The 17,772-nt window shown below is 63.1% G+C and carries 13 protein-coding genes; 6 read left to right on the top strand and 7 right to left on the bottom strand.

Annotated features, from left to right (window positions below; genetic code table 11):
* Nucleotides 1-11 precede the first annotated feature (11 nt).
* Nucleotides 12-1,205 carry an MFS transporter gene (locus GGD57_RS27655; RefSeq protein WP_184473358.1) on the top strand — a complete coding sequence of 398 codons (1,194 nt, stop codon included), beginning with the start codon at nucleotides 12-14 and terminating at the stop codon, nucleotides 1,203-1,205.
* A 42-nt stretch (nucleotides 1,206-1,247) separates the two neighbouring features.
* On the opposite strand, the gene GGD57_RS27660 is transcribed toward GGD57_RS27655, so the two are convergent.
* The 3 genes from GGD57_RS27660 to GGD57_RS27670 form a co-directional block, all read right to left on the bottom strand.
* Nucleotides 1,248-3,605: a methyl-accepting chemotaxis protein gene (locus GGD57_RS27660; RefSeq protein ID WP_184473359.1), complete on the bottom strand. Its 2,358-nt coding sequence runs from the start codon at nucleotides 3,603-3,605 to the stop codon at nucleotides 1,248-1,250.
* Nucleotides 3,606-3,845: 240 nt separating this feature from the next.
* Complete coding sequence (locus GGD57_RS27665) at nucleotides 3,846-4,289, bottom strand: YybH family protein (protein WP_184473360.1); 444 nt, start codon at nucleotides 4,287-4,289, stop codon at nucleotides 3,846-3,848.
* Nucleotides 4,290-4,383: 94 nt separating this feature from the next.
* Nucleotides 4,384-4,788: a GFA family protein gene (locus GGD57_RS27670; protein ID WP_184473361.1), complete on the bottom strand. Its 405-nt coding sequence runs from the start codon at nucleotides 4,786-4,788 to the stop codon at nucleotides 4,384-4,386.
* Between the two features lie 115 nt (nucleotides 4,789-4,903).
* Here GGD57_RS27670 and GGD57_RS27675 point away from each other — a divergent pair, with 115 nt between their 5' ends.
* Complete coding sequence (locus tag GGD57_RS27675) at nucleotides 4,904-5,347, top strand: MarR family winged helix-turn-helix transcriptional regulator (protein ID WP_246713751.1); 444 nt, start codon at nucleotides 4,904-4,906, stop codon at nucleotides 5,345-5,347.
* A gap of 166 nt (nucleotides 5,348-5,513) precedes the next feature.
* Here GGD57_RS27675 and GGD57_RS27680 read toward each other — a convergent pair whose 3' ends face one another.
* The 4 genes from GGD57_RS27680 to GGD57_RS27695 form a co-directional block, all read right to left on the bottom strand.
* The gene (locus GGD57_RS27680; protein ID WP_010064266.1) at nucleotides 5,514-5,723 is read right to left on the bottom strand and encodes a cold-shock protein; all 210 of its coding nucleotides are present in this window, start codon (nucleotides 5,721-5,723) and stop codon (nucleotides 5,514-5,516) included.
* Between the two features lie 301 nt (nucleotides 5,724-6,024).
* Entirely contained in the window at nucleotides 6,025-8,241 is a 2,217-nt protein-coding gene (locus GGD57_RS27685; RefSeq protein WP_184473363.1) for a 3-hydroxyacyl-CoA dehydrogenase NAD-binding domain-containing protein, read from the bottom strand.
* A gap of 70 nt (nucleotides 8,242-8,311) precedes the next feature.
* Nucleotides 8,312-9,520: an acetyl-CoA C-acetyltransferase gene (locus GGD57_RS27690; RefSeq protein WP_184473364.1), complete on the bottom strand. Its 1,209-nt coding sequence runs from the start codon at nucleotides 9,518-9,520 to the stop codon at nucleotides 8,312-8,314.
* Nucleotides 9,521-9,620: 100 nt separating this feature from the next.
* Nucleotides 9,621-11,417 (bottom strand): acyl-CoA dehydrogenase C-terminal domain-containing protein, encoded by a 1,797-nt coding sequence (locus GGD57_RS27695; protein ID WP_184473365.1) that lies wholly within the window; start codon nucleotides 11,415-11,417, stop codon nucleotides 9,621-9,623.
* Nucleotides 11,418-11,673: 256 nt separating this feature from the next.
* Between GGD57_RS27695 and GGD57_RS27700 the strand changes: the two genes are divergently transcribed.
* From GGD57_RS27700 to GGD57_RS27715, 4 genes are all read left to right on the top strand, one after another.
* Nucleotides 11,674-12,357: a DNA-3-methyladenine glycosylase I gene (locus GGD57_RS27700; RefSeq protein ID WP_184473366.1), complete on the top strand. Its 684-nt coding sequence runs from the start codon at nucleotides 11,674-11,676 to the stop codon at nucleotides 12,355-12,357.
* Between the two features lie 129 nt (nucleotides 12,358-12,486).
* The gene (locus GGD57_RS27705) at nucleotides 12,487-12,846 is read left to right on the top strand and encodes a hypothetical protein (RefSeq protein ID WP_184473367.1); all 360 of its coding nucleotides are present in this window, start codon (nucleotides 12,487-12,489) and stop codon (nucleotides 12,844-12,846) included.
* Nucleotides 12,847-13,060: 214 nt separating this feature from the next.
* The gene (locus GGD57_RS27710) at nucleotides 13,061-13,426 is read left to right on the top strand and encodes a VOC family protein (RefSeq protein WP_184473368.1); all 366 of its coding nucleotides are present in this window, start codon (nucleotides 13,061-13,063) and stop codon (nucleotides 13,424-13,426) included.
* Between the two features lie 328 nt (nucleotides 13,427-13,754).
* Nucleotides 13,755-17,531: a peptidoglycan-binding protein gene (locus GGD57_RS27715; RefSeq protein WP_184473369.1), complete on the top strand. Its 3,777-nt coding sequence runs from the start codon at nucleotides 13,755-13,757 to the stop codon at nucleotides 17,529-17,531.
* Nucleotides 17,532-17,772: the final 241 nt, after the last annotated feature.

Consider the following 17,772-nt stretch of genomic DNA (forward strand, 5'->3'; position numbering starts at 1 on the left):
GGGGCTTATATATGCTCGCCGCAGCCAAATCTACAGAGAATGCGCCGCGCCCCTCGATCGGCTTTCATGCGCTGATGCTCGCCACCTTCTTCGGCGCTTCCGCAGCGCCGACGCCGCTCTACCGGATCTATCAGGAGAATTTCGCGCTCTCACCGGTGCTGATCACGGTGGTCTTCGCCGTCTACGCCTTCGCGCTGCTGGCAGCACTGCTGACGGCCGGTTCGATCTCCGATCATCTCGGCCGCAAGCCGGTGATCTTTTTCGCCCTGGTGCTCGAAATTGTCGCCATGGCGCTCTTCGTCGCCGCAAGCGGCCCCGGCTGGCTGATCGCGGCGCGGATCGTGCAGGGTATTGCAACCGGGATCGCCGGCGCTTCGCTCGGCGCCGCACTCGTCGATGTCGATCGGGCCAAGGGGCAGATCGTCAATTCGATCGCCCCGCTTTGCGGCATGGCGGTGGGCGCGGTCGGCACCAGCGCCCTGATCCAATATGGCCCCTTCCCGATGCATCTGATCTATGCGCTGCTGCTCACCGCCTTCGCGCTGCAGGCGGCCGGCATCTGGCTGACGCGCGAGACCGGCGGCAGGCGGCCGGGGGTGCTCGGCTCGCTGATGCCGCGCGTCACCGTTCCGCCGCAGGTGAAGCGGCCACTGTCGCTGGTGACGCCGATCAACATCGCCAACTGGACGCTCGCCGGTTTCTATCTCTCGCTGGTTCCATCGCTGGTCGCCGGCACGACCGGCAGCGGGGCGCCGCTGACCGGCGGAGCCGTGGTGACCGCGCTGATGGCAAGCGGGGCGATCACCGTCTATCTCAGGCGCGCCAAGAGCGCATCGGCCAATCTCGGTTTCGGCGTGTCGGCCAAGACACTTGGCATCCTGACGGTCGTTGCCGGCGTGCATCTTGCCAACGTGCCGCTGCTCATCATCGGCACCGTCTTCACCGGCGCCGGTTTCGGCACGAATTTCCTCGGCTCGATCGGCACCATCATGCCGCTTGCCAAACCGGACGAGCGGGCCGGCCTGCTTGCCGCCTTCTACGTCCAGAGCTACCTCGCCTTCAGCCTGCCGGCGATCCTTGCCGGGTTCCTGGCGAAATCAGCCGGTTATGCGCTGACGACGGATATTTATGCGACGGCAATCCTGCTGTTGATGGGCGCCGGGCTGATCGCCATTCGCGCCGGCCGCCGGAAGGCGGCCGCCTGAGCTATAGTGGGGACCTGTCTCCGTTCCGCTGAGCAGACCGGATCAAAAATCTTCCCAGCCGTCGCCGGCCGGGGCGGCTGCCGTTGAGCCGCCACCAAGGGCGACAGCCAGCGTCTTCTTCAACGCACGGGCCGGAGAAGGAACCGGGACGGCTGTGTGCGACGATACGATTTTCGGAGAGGAGACCGGTCGCGAAGCATGCGAACGCGGCGTCGCCGAAGTCATGCCCGCGCCCATATCGAGCCGGAACTGGCCCAGGCGTCCGGAGAGCGCCGAGACCTCGGTCGCCAGCGTGTGGGCTGCCGCGTTCGATTCCTCGACCATGGCCGCGTTCTTCTGCGTCGCCTGATCCATCTGATTGACGGCCGTATTGATTTCCTGAAGGCCGGTCGACTGTTCGCGCGCCGACTGGACGATCGCGTGGACATTGCGGTCGATCTGCTGCACCTCCTGGACAATGCCTTCGAGCGCATCGCCGGTCTGACGGACCAGGGCAACACCCTGTTGGACCTGGCCGCCTGAAGAGCTGATCAATGTCTTGATTTCCTTGGCCGCGCCGGCCGAACGCTGCGCCAGCTCGCGCACCTCCTGAGCGACGACCGCAAAACCCTTGCCGGCTTCACCGGCGCGTGCGGCCTCGACACCGGCATTCAGCGCCAGCAGGTTGGTCTGGAAGGCGATCTCGTCGATGACGCCGATAATGTTCGAGATCGACTTGGAGGACTGTTTGATGTCGTGCATGGCGGCGACCGCCCGCTGCACGATCTGGCCGGAACGTTCGGCATTTTCCTTCGTCCGAACGACCATCGATCCGGCTTCTTCGGCGCGCACCGTGGAATCCTTGACGGATGTGGTGATCTGCTCCAGCGCTGCGGCGGTTTCCTCGACGGAAGCCGCCTGTTGTTCCGTCCGGCGCGCAAGATCGTCGGCAGCAGAACGGATCTCCTCGGTGCCGCTTTGTATGACCTCGGCATTCTGCGAGAACGATACCAGCGCCGACCGCAATTTGACGACCGACTCGTTGAAATTGGTGCGGGTCTCGTCAAGCGTCGCCGCGAAAGGCTGCTCGAGTGCGACCGTCATGTCGCCTTCGGCAAGTTTTGCCAGGCCAAGCGCCAGTTCACCGACGGCGAATTTGACGTCCGCCTCCTGGGCCTGGTCGATCCGGGCGCGCTCCGCACGCTCCTTTTCCTGCAGCGTGCGGTGTTCTTCTGCCTCGGCCTGCAGACGCGCTCTTTCGCGGTTGCTCTCGAGCAACGCCTTCAGGGAGCGCGAGAGATCGCCGATTTCATCCCTAGCGTCGCCGTCCTTCAGGGTCACGTCGAGTTTGCCGGCGGCGATGTCGGCGGTTTCGCCGATCACGCTGGAAATGCGGCCGACGAACCGGCGTGCGATCAGCCATCCGGCGAGGCCGAGCAGCACGGCCGCCAGGCTGGTGGCGAGAATGGCATCCCGCACGACCGCATAGAGAGTTCCGAAGAGTGTTTCCCTCGGGACCGAAACGATCGCATACCAATCCGGGCTCTCGGCAAGCTTGACGGCGATGGCAATCGCCAGCGACACGCTGCCGTCCTCGTTGGTCGCCTCATGCTCGACACCGGGCGTGGCGATAAGGCGGTCCCAATCCGCAGTCTTCGCTCCGGTCTCCGAAAGGTTCTTGCCGATCAGGCTCGCATCCGGATGGCTGACGATCTTGCCGGCGCTGGTCACCAGGCCGAGGAAGCCCGCTCCCATCGGCCTGACTGAAGACAGCGCCTTGTTGGTGTCCTGCAGCGACAGGTCGAGACCCGCCACACCGACCGCCTTGCCATCGATGATGATCGGTTTGGTGACGGAGGTCATCAACACGTCCTTGCCGTCGATCGCATAGGAATAGGGCTCGATGACAAGGGTTTTGCGCTGCGTGAACGGCAGCTGATAATAGTCGCCCGGCCCGGCCGTCGCGTAATCCGTCAATGCGGTATGGGTGATCTGGCCGCCGCTGCGCACCCAGTAGGGCACATAACGGCCCGTCGCATCGTGGCCTTCCTTGCCGGCATAATCCTTGTCCTTGCCGTCGAAGGCATTGGGCTCCCAGCCGGTCCAGGTCGCCAGGATCGGCGGGTTGGCCTCCAGCATGTTGAGCAGGACCTTATCCGCCTTGGCGCGATCGGTGTCGCCCAGTTCCTTCATCGTCGCTAGCACGGCGTCCAGCCCATCGACAATGTGCACGGTGCCGCCGATATTCTTTTCGACTTTCAGCGCCTCGGCTGTCGCGATCTGACGCATCTGTTCGATGCTGCTGCTACGAATTTCGGTGTATGACCGATAGAATATCACACCGGAAGCGACAATAACGGCAATGACGCCACAGGCGGCCACAGAAAAAAGATTGCGGCTTGTCGTAGACTTGAAAAGCATGTTCCCGCTCGCCCCGATGCTCGTACTGGCGCACGCCTCAAGTCAATTCGCCGGCAGGTTTAAACAACCGTCATCCAGCAGAAACTGAAGGCCTCCCAAGGTCCATGCTTACAAAATTTTATTAAAAGAAAGTTCTTATTCTCCACGAATTATGGACGGAACTATCCAGCTCCAGTTTAGCCGCCCGCGATGCAAGATATCCCGTTATTCTAAACCGGAATTATGCAATAGAATCCAGCTTCACGGCTTCAAATCGAGCAGCGCGCGGCCGCTGCCATCCATGGCGAAAGGCACCGAGGCGTGCTGATGGGCGACCAGCCAGCGGCCATCCCGCTTGACGAGGCCCAGCGTCTGGCGGAACCAGAGATCGACCTCGGTGCCATCGGTCTTGGTGCCGGTCATGCGGGTCAGGCCGCTCCAGAAGGCGACATCGCCACCGACCGTCAGCTTGGCATCGCGCACTTCGCCGCCGATCGGGCCTTCCCAGGTATCGAACCAGGCCTGCAGGCCCGCCTCGTCCTTGCCATTGTAGACGAGCGGCGGCGCCAGTGAAAACTCGACGGAATCCTCGGCCTCGTAGGAAAGCGCATCCCCGGTGTTCTTTTCGCCTAGCGCCTTGGCCCGCATCATCAGCATGGCGATGACGGCTTCTTCCTCGACGTTGGCATTCTTTTCGTTGCTCATGCCCACTCTCCTCATCTGTTGCAGGCAGAGGACGCACGGGAGAACGACGATCCGACAAGGATGCTTGCCATTGCGCAATTTCGCCGAAATTGCTTCAGAGATAACTCGTCACGTCTGGCTCGTTCCACCAGGCATCGTGCCTGCCGTCGTAATAACGGACCGGCAGGGCTGCCAGTTCCTCAGGACTGATATCGTCGAGGCAGGCGATGTTGATCGAGACATAGGCGCCGCCGATCGCCTCGACATAACCGTGGCCATAGGCCGACACGCCGCAGGTGCGGCAGAAGCGGTGATGGCCGCTCATCGTGTTGAACTGGTAGTCCGATGTTTCCGCCTCGTCGCACATCAGCCGGAAATCCTCCGGCTTGACGTTGGCGCCCCAATAGCGCCGCTTGGCGCAGATCGAGCAATTGCAGCGGCCGGTACCCTCTTCGAGGTCGATGTCGACCTCGTAATGCACTTTGCCGCAATGACAGCTTCCCTTGTAGGTCTTCTTCATCGGCTCCTCCTCCTTGGCCGTTGCACCGGCCACCAAGATATGACAATATGTTGTCACTATGGATGAGATACAGAATCGACAACATGTTGTCAAACAAAATCGACCGGAGCGGACGATGGAGGGGAATGCCTTTTCCGCTTTCGCGATTGCAGCCCTTCGCCTTGCCGGCCATCTGACGGCGGCCGGCGACCAGCTGGCCAAGCCCGCGGGACAGACAAGTGCGCGCTGGCAGGTGCTGGCCGCGGCGAGGCGCGGCGACATGTCGGTGGCACAGATCGCCCGCGCCCTCGGCCTTGCCCGCCAGGGCGTGCAGCGGCTTGCCGATGTGCTGGAGGGTGAAGGGCTGATCGCCTATGCCGACAACCCGCAGCACCAGCGCGCCAAGCTGGTGCGGCTGACGGCGGAAGGCGCGGCGCGGCTGGGGGTTATCGAGGTGGCGCAGGCCGGATGGGCGGATGGGCTGGGTGCTGCGTTTACGCCAGGCGAGCTCGATGCGGCGCGGGCGGTGATGGGGCGGGTGATGGCGATGCTGGAAGGTGACGGGGCGGCTGGAGGCTGAGGGACGAAGGATTCTTTAAGGTCATGCCGTAAGTACCCAAATACAAAAAAAGGCCGGGCTAACCCGACCTTCCCTGCCATCTCGACGGACCGTGCCAGTATATCCGTGGTCACGATCCGGAGATGATATTCAAAGCCCGCGCGTCCAGCAGGACGCGCTGAAAGGCTCAGGCCGCCTGGAGGCGGTCTGCCGACATCTTGCCGGACTTGTTGTCGCGAACGAGCTCGTAAGACAGCTTCTGGCCATCCTTAAGATCGCGCATGCCAGCGCGTTCAACAGCGGAGATGTGGACGAAAACGTCGGCTGCGCCGTCATCCGGCTGAATGAAGCCGTAGCCCTTGGTTGCGTTGAACCACTTTACGGTACCAGTGCTCATGACGATATCCCTTTCGAATCGTTCATAGAAGATTGCAGCCCGGACAAAGGTACGAACCGCGATGAAAACCGATTTTGGAGGAAGTTCGCCAGGAAAGACGCAAGCGCCGTTTCAAAGTTCATCTAGCAAGATCGATGCTTGAACGTTTAATCGGGAATTGTGTCCGTGACAAGGCGTCGGCGGGGAAAATTAGAATTCGTGCGGATTGAGGAAAATCGAAGGCTTCTTTGCCGTCGCGCTGTGGGCACCCCCTCTGCCCGGCGGCAAAGATAGTCCATAAAACCAAGACCGCGAAAGCGGCCTAAGCCGCCTTCCCGACCTTCGCATAGGGATCGAACCGCCCATAAAACGTCTCTCCCTTGGCGGCCATGTCCTTCAGCAGCGGCGTCGGCCTGAAATGACTTCCGTAAGCCTCAGCTAACTTTTCGGCCAACTCCACGAAAGCCCTTACCCCCATGCCGTCGATGTAGGAGAGCGCTCCGCCGGTATAGGGCGCGAAGCCGAAGCCGAGGATCGAGCCGACGTCGGCCTCGCGCGGATCGGTGACGATGCCTTCCTCGACGGTGCGGGCGGCTTCGAGCGCGATGGTGACGAGGAAGCGTTGCTTGAGCACGGTGACGTCGACCTCGTCGGCCTTCTTCTGCGGGTAGAAGCTTTTGAGATCCGGCCAGAGGGACTTCTTCGCCGGCTTCGGCGGATAGTCGTAAAAACCCTTGGAATTCTTGCGTCCGAAGCGGCCCTCCTTTTCGACCATGCGGGAGATCAGCTCCATATGCCTGGGGTCGATGGCCTTCTCGCCGAGATCGGCGACCGTCGCCTTGAGGATCTTCAGCGACAGATCGATCGCCACCTCGTCATTCAAAGCCAGCGGTCCCACCGGCATGCCGGCCATCTTGGCGGCATTTTCGATCATGACAGGCGGCACGCCCTCGATCAGCATGTCATAGCTTTCCGACATGTAACGCAGCACGCAGCGATTGACGAAGAAGCCGCGGGTGTCGTTGACGACGATCGGCGTCTTCTTGATCGCCGCGACATAATCGAGAGCGACGGCCAGCGCCTTGTCGCCGGTTTCGCTTCCAAGGATGACCTCAGTCAGCATCATCTTCTCCACCGGTGAGAAGAAGTGGATGCCGATGAAATCGGCCGGGCGCTTGGAATTCTTCGCCAGACCCGAGATCGGCAGGGTCGAGGTATTGGAGGCGAAGATCGCGCCTTCCGGCAGCACGGCCTCGACCGCTTCGATAACAGCCTTCTTCACTTCGCGATCCTCGAACACCGCCTCGATGACGAGATCGGCATTGGCAAGGGCCGCATAATCCGCCGAGGGCGTGATGCGCGACAGCAATGCCGCCGCCTCGTCCTGCGTAAGACGACCCTTACCGACAGAGTCCTTGACGAGGCCTTCGGAGACGGTCTTGCCCTTGGCCGCCGCCTCGATGTCGCGGTCGATCAGCGTCACAGGAATGCCGGCTGCGGCGGTGACATAGGCGATCGAAGCGCCCATGAAGCCGGCGCCGACGACGCCGACATGTTTCAGCTCGGTCTTGGGGTAGCCTGCCGGGCGGCGGGCGCCCTTGCCGAGCTCCTGCATCGAGATGAACAGCGAACGGATCATCGAGAAGGCTTCGCGGGTCTGCAGCACCTCGGTGAAATAACGCTGCTCGATCTTGAGACCGGTGTCAAACGGCACCTGCAGGCCTTCATAGACACATTTCAGGATGGCGAGCGCGGCCGGATAATTGCCCGATGTTTCCCTGCGCAGGATCGCCGGCGCTGCCGGCCAGAGCTGGGCGGAGGCCGGCGTCCAGATGCCGCCGCCGGGCGCCTTGAAGCCCTTCTCGTCCCAGGGCGCGACCGGCTTCAGGCCATCCTTGATCATCTGCCTGGCGGCAGGGATCAGCTGATCCGGCTCGACCACCTGATGCACGAGGTTCATCGCCTTGGCACGTGAGCCGGTCAGCGACTGACCCGTGGTCATCATCTGCAGCGCATCCTGGGCATTGGCGAGGCGCGGCACACGCTGGGTGCCGCCGGCGCCGGGGAAGATGCCGACCTTGACCTCGGGCAACGCGATCTTGACGCTCTTGGCATTGGAGGCGACGCGGCCATGGCAGGCGAGCGAGAGTTCGAAAGCGCCGCCCATGCAGGTGCCGTTGATCGCCGAAACCCACGGCTTGCCCGAGGTTTCCAGCTTGCGGAACAGGCCGGACATGCGGCCGACCAGACCGAAGAGGGTCTGCACCGCCTTTTCCGGGCTCTTTGCCTTTTCCTCCTGATAGGAGCTGAACATCGACTTGATCATCGACAGATCGGCGCCGCCGGAGAAGGAGGACTTGCCTGATGTGAAGACGACGCCCTTGACGGCGGCGTCAGCGGTCGTGGCGTCGATGATGGCGTCGAGTTCTGCCATCACCTCCGCTGTGAAGACGTTCATCGACTTGCCGGGCATGTCCCAGGTGACAAGAGCGATGCCGTCGGCGTCGGTTTCGAGCGTGAAATTGGTGTAGCTGCTCATCTTGGGAATTCCTCTCCCTGAATTTTCTTGCGGTGAAGCTCCTCCCCTCAAGGGGAGGGTTCAGATCCCGTCAAACGCGTTCGATAACCGTTGCCGTGCCCATGCCGGCGCCGATGCAGAGCGTCACCAGCGCGGTGTTGAGATCGCGGCGTTCAAGCTCGTCCAGCACCGTGCCGAGGATCATCGCGCCGGTGGCGCCGAGCGGATGGCCCATGGCGATGGCGCCACCGTTGACGTTGATCCTGTCGTGGCCGATGTCGAAGGCCTGCATGTAGCGCAGCACGACGGCGGCGAAAGCTTCGTTCAGCTCGAAGAGGTCGATATCCGCAAGGCTCATGCCGGTGCGTTTCAGCAGCTTCTCGGTGACGTCGACAGGCCCGGTCAGCATCAGGGCCGGATCGGAGCCGATATTGGCGAAAGCCTTGATGCGGGCGCGCGGCTTCAGCCCCATACTTTCACCGCCGGCCCTGGAGCCGAGCAGGACGACGCCGGCCCCGTCGACGATGCCGGAGGAATTACCGGCATGATGGACATAGTTGATCCGCTCGATCTCCGGATGGGCCTGGATGCCGACGGCCTCGAAGCCGCCCATCTCCCCGGGCATCTGGAAGGAAGGATTGAGCGAGGCGAGCGCCTGCATGTCGGTGCCGGGGCGCATATGCTCGTCCGTTGCCAGGATCGTCAGGCCGTTCTGGTCCTTGACCGGGACGACCGACTTGTCGAACCAGCCGTTTTCCCAGGCGTGGGCGGCGCGCTTCTGGCTTTCGACGGCGTAGGCGTCGACATCGGTTCGGCTGAAGCCGTATTTGGTGGCGATGAGATCGGCCGAGACGCCTTGCGGCATGAAATAGGCCGGGAAATTCACCGAAGGGTCCATGAACCAGGCGCCGCCCGACATGCCCAGGCCAACGCGGGACATGCTTTCCACCCCGCCTGATATGACGATATCGTCGGCGCCCTGGGCGATCTTGCCGGCGCCGAAATTGACGGCGTCGAGGCCGGAAGCGCAGAAGCGGGAGATCTGCATGCCGGGCGCCCGGGTGGAATAACCGGCTTCGAAGGCGGCGGCCTTGGGGATGACGGCGCCGGCATCCATGACCGGATCGACGCAGCCCATGATGATGTCGTCGACGGTGTTGGTGTCGAGCCCGTTGCGGTCACGGATCGCTTCCAGCGTCTTGGCCGCCAGGCGGACGGAGGGCACCTCATGCAGGGCGCCGTCCTTCTTGCCGCGGCCGCGCGGCGTGCGGACGTGATCGTAAATGAAAACCTCGGTCATAGTCTCGTCTCCCTGGCGGCAATCTATCTTGCCTCAAATCTTGGCAGGAGGAGAAAAGGCCCCTCCCCAACCCTCCCCACAAGGGGGAGGGAGAAATGGCTCAAAACGCTTCCGCGGCCAGTTCCATCATCGTGTCGGCGCCGGCCTCGATGCGGGTCTTGCGCAGCGCGGTTTCCGGCATGATGCGCTCCATGAAGAATTTCGCGGTGATCAGCTTGTTCTTCAGGTAATCCTCGCGGGCGGCATCGCCCGTTGCAAGGCCGTCCTCGGCGGCTTTGGCCATCTTCGCCCACATATAACCGAGAACGACGAGGCCGAAGAGATGCATGTAGTCGGTCGAGCCGGCGCCGGCATTGTCGGGCTTGGCCATGGCGTTCTGCATGAACCACATGGTCGCGCCCTGGACGTCGTTCAAGCCCTTCTTCAGATGCTTGGTGAAGAAGGAGAGCTTCTCGTTGCTGCGGTTCTCCTCGCAGAAATCGCCGATCTCCTTGAACAGCGCCATGGCGGCGCGGCCGCCGTTCAAGGCGAGCTTGCGGCCGACGAGATCGAGCGCCTGAATGCCGTTGGCGCCTTCATAGATCATGGCGATACGGGCATCGCGGACATACTGGCTCATGCCGTGTTCTTCGATATAACCGTGACCACCGAAGACCTGCTGGGCCATGACGGCATGATCGAAGCCCTTGTCGGTCATCACGCCCTTGAGGATGGGGGTGACGAGGCCGAGAATATCGTCGGCCGTCTGGCGCTCCTTCTCGTCGGTGGCCCGGTGGGCGATGTCGGACTTCAGCGCGGTCCAGAGCAGGAAGGCGCGGCCAGCCTCGTTGAAGGCGCGGATGGTCATCAGCGTCCGGCGAATATCGGGATGGACGATGATCGGATCGGCCTTCCTGTCCGGCGCCTTGGGGCCGGACAGCGAACGGCCCTGGATACGGTCGCGGGCATAGGCGGCGGCGTTCTGATAGGCGACCTCGGAAATGGCGATGCCCTGCAGGCCGACCATCAGGCGGGCCTCGTTCATCATCACGAACATGGCGTTGAGGCCGCGGTTTTCGGCGCCGATCAGGAAGCCGGTCGCCTCGTCGTAATTCATGACGCAGGTGGCGTTGGCGTGAATGCCCATCTTGTGTTCGATCGCGCCGCAGGAGACGGCGTTGCGGGCGCCGAGCGCACCGTCCTTGCCGACGAGGAATTTCGGAACGATGAACAGCGAAATGCCCTTGGTGCCCTCGGGCGCACCCTCGATGCGGGCGAGCACCAGATGGACGATATTGTCGGCGAGATCGTGTTCGCCGGCCGAGATGAAAATCTTCTGGCCCGATATCTTGTAGCTGCCGTCGGCCTGCGGCACGGCCTTGGTGCGCAGCATGCCGAGATCGGTGCCGCAATGGGGCTCGGTCAGGTTCATGGTGCCGGACCAGGAGCCGTCGACCATCTTCGGCAGATAGATGCTCTTCTGCTCGTCGGTGCCGTGGACGAGGATCGCGGCGATCGCGCCCTGCGTCAGGCCGGGATACATCATCAGCGACATGTTGGCGGCGGAGGTATATTCGCCGACGGCGGTATGCAGCGTATAGGGAAGCCCCTGGCCGCCGAATTCCTCCGGCACCGCAAGGCCGATCCAGCCGCCTTCGCGATAGGCTTTATAGGCTTCCTTGAAGCCCTCCGGGGTCGAGACGCTGGCATCGTCGTGGCGCGTGCAGCCTTGCTGATCGCCGGAATAATTCAGCGGGAAGAGCGCTTCCTCGGCCACCTTGGCCGCCTCACCGAGGATTGCCTCGATCAGATCGGGTGTCGCATCGGCAAAACCGGGAAGATTGTTGTAGCGTTCGAGGCCCAGCACGTCGTTCAGGACGAAGAGCGTATCGTTTACCGGGGCCTTGTAGACTGGCATCTTGCGAATTCCTCCCATTCGGTTGACCGGATCGCGCCGGCCTCGGGCACTGTCTTACAAAATATTGACGTTTGCGTAAACGTCAAAATCTGCAGCTTTGCCTCCTTTTCATGAAAAAATTGCAAGGCACGAATCCACGAGCCGTGAAACGCCAGGAAGAGACGTCATCTCCCCTTCCTTGTCCATCTGGGAACGGCGTATAAGCGAAAGCATCGTTCAACCCGCAATTCGGGAATGCCAGAGGAGGGCCGGCGGGATGATCAGTTTCGAGACGATCAGGCAGCGTGCGGAGCAGCGAAAAGGCGGCGCGGCGGCGCTGCAGGCGTTGCTGGAGAAACACCGGCCGGATCACGACCGGCTGCGCGCCCTGCCCGACGACCGCATTCTGGGGGATATGACCCGGCGCATCTTCTACAGCGGCTTCGTCCAGAAGGTGATCGATGCGAAGTGGCCGGGTTTCGAAGCGGCCTTTTCCGGTTTCGATCCGGCAATGCTGAATATCGCACCCGACGACTACTGGCATGAGCTGACCTCGGACGAACGGATCATCCGCAACGGCGCGAAGATCATGTCGGTTCGCGCCAATGCCGCCTTCATCAGGGAACTGGCGAGGGAACATGGCAGCGCCGGCGCCTTCTTCGCCGACTGGCCGCGCGAGGACCAGATCGGACTTCTCGAGCTGTTGAGCAAACGCGGCAGCCGGCTCGGCGGCATGACCGGGCAATATTTCCTGCGCGGCATCGGCCGCGACAGCTTCGTCGCCACGATGGACGTGCTCGCCTGCCTGAGAGCGGCCGGCGTGCCGCTGTCTGCCTCCGGCACGGCGAAGAAGGACCAGCCGCTGATCCAGCAGGCCTTCAACGACTGGGCGGAGGAGACCGGCCTGTCCTTCATCCATCTCTCGCGCATCAGCGCCTATTCGATCGATGCGGCGCCCTGAAATTCGCAGGGGGTCGAAAGTTGCGGCAGGCAATCATTGCCTGTTAATCACCAGGACAGATTGGTACGTATCCTTCATATCTGGCTGCTATATCGGCGCGTGTTGTAACAATGCGTGGGGAAATTGCACTTGAAACAGCTGATCGGCGCCGCCGCAGGATGGTTGATCGGTTATTCAGCGGCATTTGCGCAAGAGCCGCCGCTCCTCCCTAAGTTAACGAAACAGCAGTTTCTGTCCTACGCCGCCGGCGCAGCCGTTGCGAGCATGTACTGCGGGAAGCTCGAACTGAATGCCGATTTCGTCGCCGGGTATGAGGCTGGGACCGGTATCTATCCGCCGCTCGATCCCTATTTCCGATCAGAAATGGCGCGACTTGAGAAAGACGCACAAACCGACGTGAAGAGCTACTGCTCGCTTGCAAAACTGATGTTTTACAAGGGCAACAAACCAAAGCCGTTGGCGGCCCCTCTTTTGATCGACAAGCCGTGATAGCGCCTGCGCACGAAGGCTAACGTTTTTGACGACTGGGCCGAAGAGACGATCCTTTGCTTCACCGCGCACGGGCATCAGCGCTCATTCTATCGTTCCGGCGCAATCGCGTCGAACCTCCGCTTGAGAGCCCACAGTCCGGGCAAAAACGACTTTCGCGACGAGCCCGAAGAGGCTAGATTTCGCATCGTCAACGCTGGCTGGGAGGATACCGATGCCGCGCCTGGATCACGTCACCATCGAAACCCGCGATGCGCCTGTCATGATCGGTTTTTTCGAAACCCTGCTCGGCGTCAAGGAAGGCTATCGCCCACCCTTTGCCTCGCCCGGCCACTGGCTCTATCTCGACGGACTGCCGGTGATCCATCTCAGCCTGACATCGCGCAGCACTGACTTTCCGCCTGGCATCTTCAATCATGTCGCCTTCAGCCTTTATGAATTCGGGCCGGCGCTGGAGCGCATCAAGGCAAGCGGCTACCGCTACGAATATTACGATATTCCCGGCGCCGACCTCGGCCAGGTCTTCGTTTACGGTCCCGAAGGCGTGAAGATCGAGCTGCAATATCCCCGGCCGGCCTGAGCCGTGGCGGCCGTCCGATCTGACGAATTCAGCGGCAATTACCGCCAAAAGCGGCCTTTCAAACATAAACGTTAAAAAATTCTCATCGATATTAACGGCTTGTTTACCACGTTTCGTGAAAGGTGCGGATTGAGCAGTAGCAATCCGCATTCCTTACTCCAGTCTCGCGTTTCTAAGGATGCCGCTACATCGTTCAGCTTGAGGAAAGTCTAATTGACTAGCTTCTCATGAATGATGTGCTCCGGTCCGCGGCAAAGCCGTGGCCACAGAGGGAAAAGCCAAGGATCGAGCTCTGACGAGAGGTCGACCAGTCGAAGCGAGCAAGAAGATGAACGGATCGCGATCAAATCCTTCCCGACAGTCCGACAGGACCTCGCTCGATGCGCTGAACCGCACGATCGAAGGGCTGGAGGCACGCATCGAAGGGCTGATGGGCAGTGGGCGCGAACAGCGGCCGCGCACGGCAACGGCCGAGCGCGATCCCTATGCCAGCGCCCCGCGCCCGGCACGGCCGCCGCTCGAACAGCGGCCGGATCCACTCGCCGAAATCCGCCAGCGCCAGCGCGCTCTCGAAGCAGGCCGCGAACGGCCCTATACACGCGAGCCGGCCCCGCAGATGCGCGAACCGGCGCCGCGCGCCGCCGCGCCGCTGGCCGCACCCGCCTTCCGCGCCGGCGACGACACGATGACGGAGATCGCCCAGGCGCTCGTCAACCTGCGCCAGGACCTGAAGCGCGACATTTCCGAGGGCGTCACCCGCGAAATGAACGCGCTGCGCACCGAATTGCGCGAGATCAAAACAAGTGCCGGCGACGGCCGTTTCGCCGACGACATGCGCGCCGACATGGGCCGCCTTGCCCAGAGCATCAGCCAGCTGACCGGCCGCGCGAGCGGCCCGGAGGCCGCCGGCCTGCGCGAGGATTTCGAGGACCTGCGCTCGCTGATGGACGGGCTGGCGCGCGAGGATTCGCTGCGCCACATGGAAAACCGCTGGGACGGCTTCGAGAGCCGGCTTGCCGCACTCGATACCGAGGGGCTGCAGGAAGAGCTGGTTTCGCTCGCCTACCGCCTCGACGACATCAAGCGCCATATCGGCGGTATGGGCGAAAGCCCGGCGGTGCGGGCGCTGGAAGACAAGCTGATCGCCATCGCCACGGCGATGGAGCAGTTCGGCAATATGATCCAGCCGCACGACCGGGTCATGTCCGAGCAGTTCGCCGCCATGGATTCGCGCCTCGACGAGATCAGCCGGGCGATCGCGGCCAGCGGCCGGGCTGCCGCCACCAACGACCCGGCGCTGATGCAGCGGCTGGAAAGCCGGCTTTCGGCGCTCGCCGACCAGATCGACCTGATGAGCCATGATGCGGCCAACCGCGTGAACCCGGCCGACGAGCTGGCGATGCGGCTGGAGGCGCTGACGACGCGCGTCGAGGAGCTGACCAAGGCGGAAGCAACATCGCGGCTCGACGAACGGCTGGAGCATCTTTCCTATCTCCTGGAGCGCACGCAGAAGGCCGCACCGCAGCCCGACCTCACCGGACCGCTTTCCGATATTTCCCGCAAGATCGACGCGCTCGAGAACGGCGCCGTCAACGATGTGCTGGCGCAGCGGCTCGACTATCTTGCCCGGCGCATCGACGAGATGGCCTATCAGCAGCCGGCGCCGGCCGCTGCGATCGACGACGTCGCCTTCCAGCGTCTCGAAGGGCGGCTGAGCGACATCGCCGCCCGGCTGGAAGAGAGCACCGCGGCGGCCCCGACCGATGCGCGCGCGCTGAAGAGCCTCGAAGACCAGATCGCCAATCTTTCGGCGCTGATGAGCGAGCCGCGCGAAAGCGCTGCGATCCCCGCCGATCTCGACCGGCGCATGGGCGCGATCGAAGATTATATGGCGACCAGCGACGAATATATCATCGAGGCGGCGCGCCAGGCGGCGGAAGCCGTCGTCGAAGCCTATGCGCGCAATGGCAGCGCCCAGGGCGGCGTGCCCGCCGCCGACATGTCGGCGCTGACGGCGCTGGCCGAGGATCTGCGCCACCTCGAGGATATCAGCCGCGACAGCGAGGAGCGCACCCACAAGACGTTCAAGGCGCTGCACGAAACGCTGGTGCATATCGCCGACCGCCTCGACGGCATGGAAGAGCGCGGCGGACGGGCGAGCGCCCAGATGCCGGTCGCCGACGTCGATTTCGATGTCGATCCCTATGCGCTGATGGTGGCGGAAGCCGAGATGGACAGGACGCCGGCCGCTGCCCCGGCGCCGAAGGCCTCTCCTGTGATCCGCACCGCCGAGGTCGCTGCCGAACCTGTCGCCCCCGCACAAGCCACCGTCATGAGCGGAACGAGCGCGATCGCCATCGAAGCCGCGACCAGGACGCCGGAGGCTGCGACAGCGGCACCGGCCAAGGTCAGCCTGCTCGCCAGCCTCGGCAAGCGGCTGCTGCCCGGCAAGAAGACCGAAGCCCGTGCCGCCGAACGCCCGATGATCGATCCTGCACCGTCGATCGATCCGACCGACGTGGTGCCCACGGATGCGTCGAACGAACTGCTCGAGCCGGGTTCCGGCGCCCCCGACGTCAAGAAGATCCTCGAGCGCGTCCGCGCCAGCCAGAATGCCGCCCGCGGCAAACCGGCCGCTGAGACCGATCGCGCCGATTATATCGCCGCCGCCCGCCGTGCGGCGCAGGCCGCCGCGATGGAAGTTGACGCCAACCCGAAGCAGGCCGTCAAGGCCGAGAAGAAGGGTGCTACCGCCGACAAGGCCGGCAAAATTTCGGACAAGGCTTCGGACAAAACTGGCAAGACCAGCGCCTTTTCGCGCTACCGGCGGCCAATCCTGCTGGCTGTCGGCGCCGTGCTGCTCGCCATCATGGCCTTCCCGCTCGCCCGGACATTGACGAGCGGCGAGCGCGCGCCGCAGCCGCCGGCAGAAGTTTCGGCATTGACGGGGGTAACGGAGAGCCCGGCCCCGGCCCTGCCTGAAGCAACGCCCGTCCAGCCGAATGCCGGCACAGCGGAAACGACCGCTCCCGCATTGGAAGCGACACCTTCCGCCGCCGAACGGGCTGAGCCGGAAACAGCTCCGCCTGCCGCCGGCGAGCATCTGACCGAGGCAGCGCCGCTCGACGGCGAAGGGGCTGCGACATTTGCTCCGGCCGGCACAGCACCGGAGGCATCGGGCTTCGTTGCCAACACCCCGGCCGGCGGCGCATCCGCACCGCAAGCCACGATTGCCATTCCCGACACTGTCCAGCCGAAATCGCTCGCCGATGCAGCGCAGGGCGGCGATCCGCTGGCGCTGTTCGAGATCGGCGCGCGCTATTCGGACGGCCGCAACGGCATGACGGTCGATCAGAAGCAGGCGGCAAGCTGGTACCAGCTTTCGGCCGACAAGGGTTTTGCACCCGCAGAATACCGGCTCGGCAGCATGTACGAGAAGGGCAACGGCGTCGAACGCGACATCGCCAAGGCGAAGGCCTTCTACGAACAGGCGGCAAACCAGGGCAATGCCAGCGCCATGCACAATCTCGCCGTGCTTTACGCCTCCGGCGCGCTCGGCCAGCAGGATTATGCGACGGCAGCCTCCTGGTTCACCAAGGCCGCCAACCTCGGCATCACCGACAGCCAGTTCAACCTGGCGATCCTCTGTGCGCGCGGCAACGGGGTGCCGGCGGATCTCGAAGAGTCCTACAAATGGTTTGCGATCGCTGCCAAGGCCGGTGACAAGGATGCGGCCCAGAAGCGCGACGAAGTGGCCAAGGCCATGAAGCCCGACCAGCTCGAACAGGCCCGCGCCAAGGCCGATCTCTGGAAGCCGGAACCGGTCGACCACCGCACCAACGCCATCGACATTCCCGACGAATGGGCAGGAACAGGCCCCAAGACGGCAAGCGTCGACATGAAGAAGGCGATCCGCAACATCCAGGCGATCCTCAACAATAACGGCTTCGACGCCGGCGCGCCGGATGGCGAAATGGGCGCAAAGACCGTGACCGCGATCAAGAGCTTCCAGAAATCGGTCGGCCAGGAGCCGGACGGCAAGGTGACCGACGCGACCGTCAAGGCGCTGCTCGAACGCAACAAGCAGGGCAGCAAGGCGATCTGAGGCGGGTTGTTTCGACGCGGGAGTCGGCTGTGAAGACCCCTCCCCAGCCCCTTCCCACAAGGGGGAGGGGCTATGCGCCGCACCCCCCATGACAAACATCAACGCTTCTGCGGATGAGACGGTAAAATGAAATGCGGCGGGGCGGCATCCAAGTCCCTCCCCCTTGTGGGTTGGGGAAGGGTCTTCGCCGGTCTTGCGGCGTTCCGTCACAAAGCTTTTCCCAATTTTTCCGGCTCTCGTC

Source organism: Rhizobium esperanzae (genome assembly GCF_014197615.1).
GTDB lineage: Bacteria > Pseudomonadota > Alphaproteobacteria > Rhizobiales > Rhizobiaceae > Rhizobium > Rhizobium esperanzae_A.

Coding starts and splice junctions, on each gene's coding strand:
- GGD57_RS27655 (WP_184473358.1), top strand. CDS start 12: ATGCTCGCCGCAGCCAAATCTACAGAGAATGCGCCGCGCCCCTCGATC.
- GGD57_RS27660 (WP_184473359.1), bottom strand. CDS start 3,605: ATGCTTTTCAAGTCTACGACAAGCCGCAATCTTTTTTCTGTGGCCGCC.
- GGD57_RS27665 (WP_184473360.1), bottom strand. CDS start 4,289: ATGAGCAACGAAAAGAATGCCAACGTCGAGGAAGAAGCCGTCATCGCC.
- GGD57_RS27670 (WP_184473361.1), bottom strand. CDS start 4,788: ATGAAGAAGACCTACAAGGGAAGCTGTCATTGCGGCAAAGTGCATTAC.
- GGD57_RS27675 (WP_246713751.1), top strand. CDS start 4,904: ATGGAGGGGAATGCCTTTTCCGCTTTCGCGATTGCAGCCCTTCGCCTT.
- GGD57_RS27680 (WP_010064266.1), bottom strand. CDS start 5,723: ATGAGCACTGGTACCGTAAAGTGGTTCAACGCAACCAAGGGCTACGGC.
- GGD57_RS27685 (WP_184473363.1), bottom strand. CDS start 8,241: ATGAGCAGCTACACCAATTTCACGCTCGAAACCGACGCCGACGGCATC.
- GGD57_RS27690 (WP_184473364.1), bottom strand. CDS start 9,520: ATGACCGAGGTTTTCATTTACGATCACGTCCGCACGCCGCGCGGCCGC.
- GGD57_RS27695 (WP_184473365.1), bottom strand. CDS start 11,417: ATGCCAGTCTACAAGGCCCCGGTAAACGATACGCTCTTCGTCCTGAAC.
- GGD57_RS27700 (WP_184473366.1), top strand. CDS start 11,674: ATGATCAGTTTCGAGACGATCAGGCAGCGTGCGGAGCAGCGAAAAGGC.
- GGD57_RS27710 (WP_184473368.1), top strand. CDS start 13,061: ATGCCGCGCCTGGATCACGTCACCATCGAAACCCGCGATGCGCCTGTC.
- GGD57_RS27715 (WP_184473369.1), top strand. CDS start 13,755: ATGAACGGATCGCGATCAAATCCTTCCCGACAGTCCGACAGGACCTCG.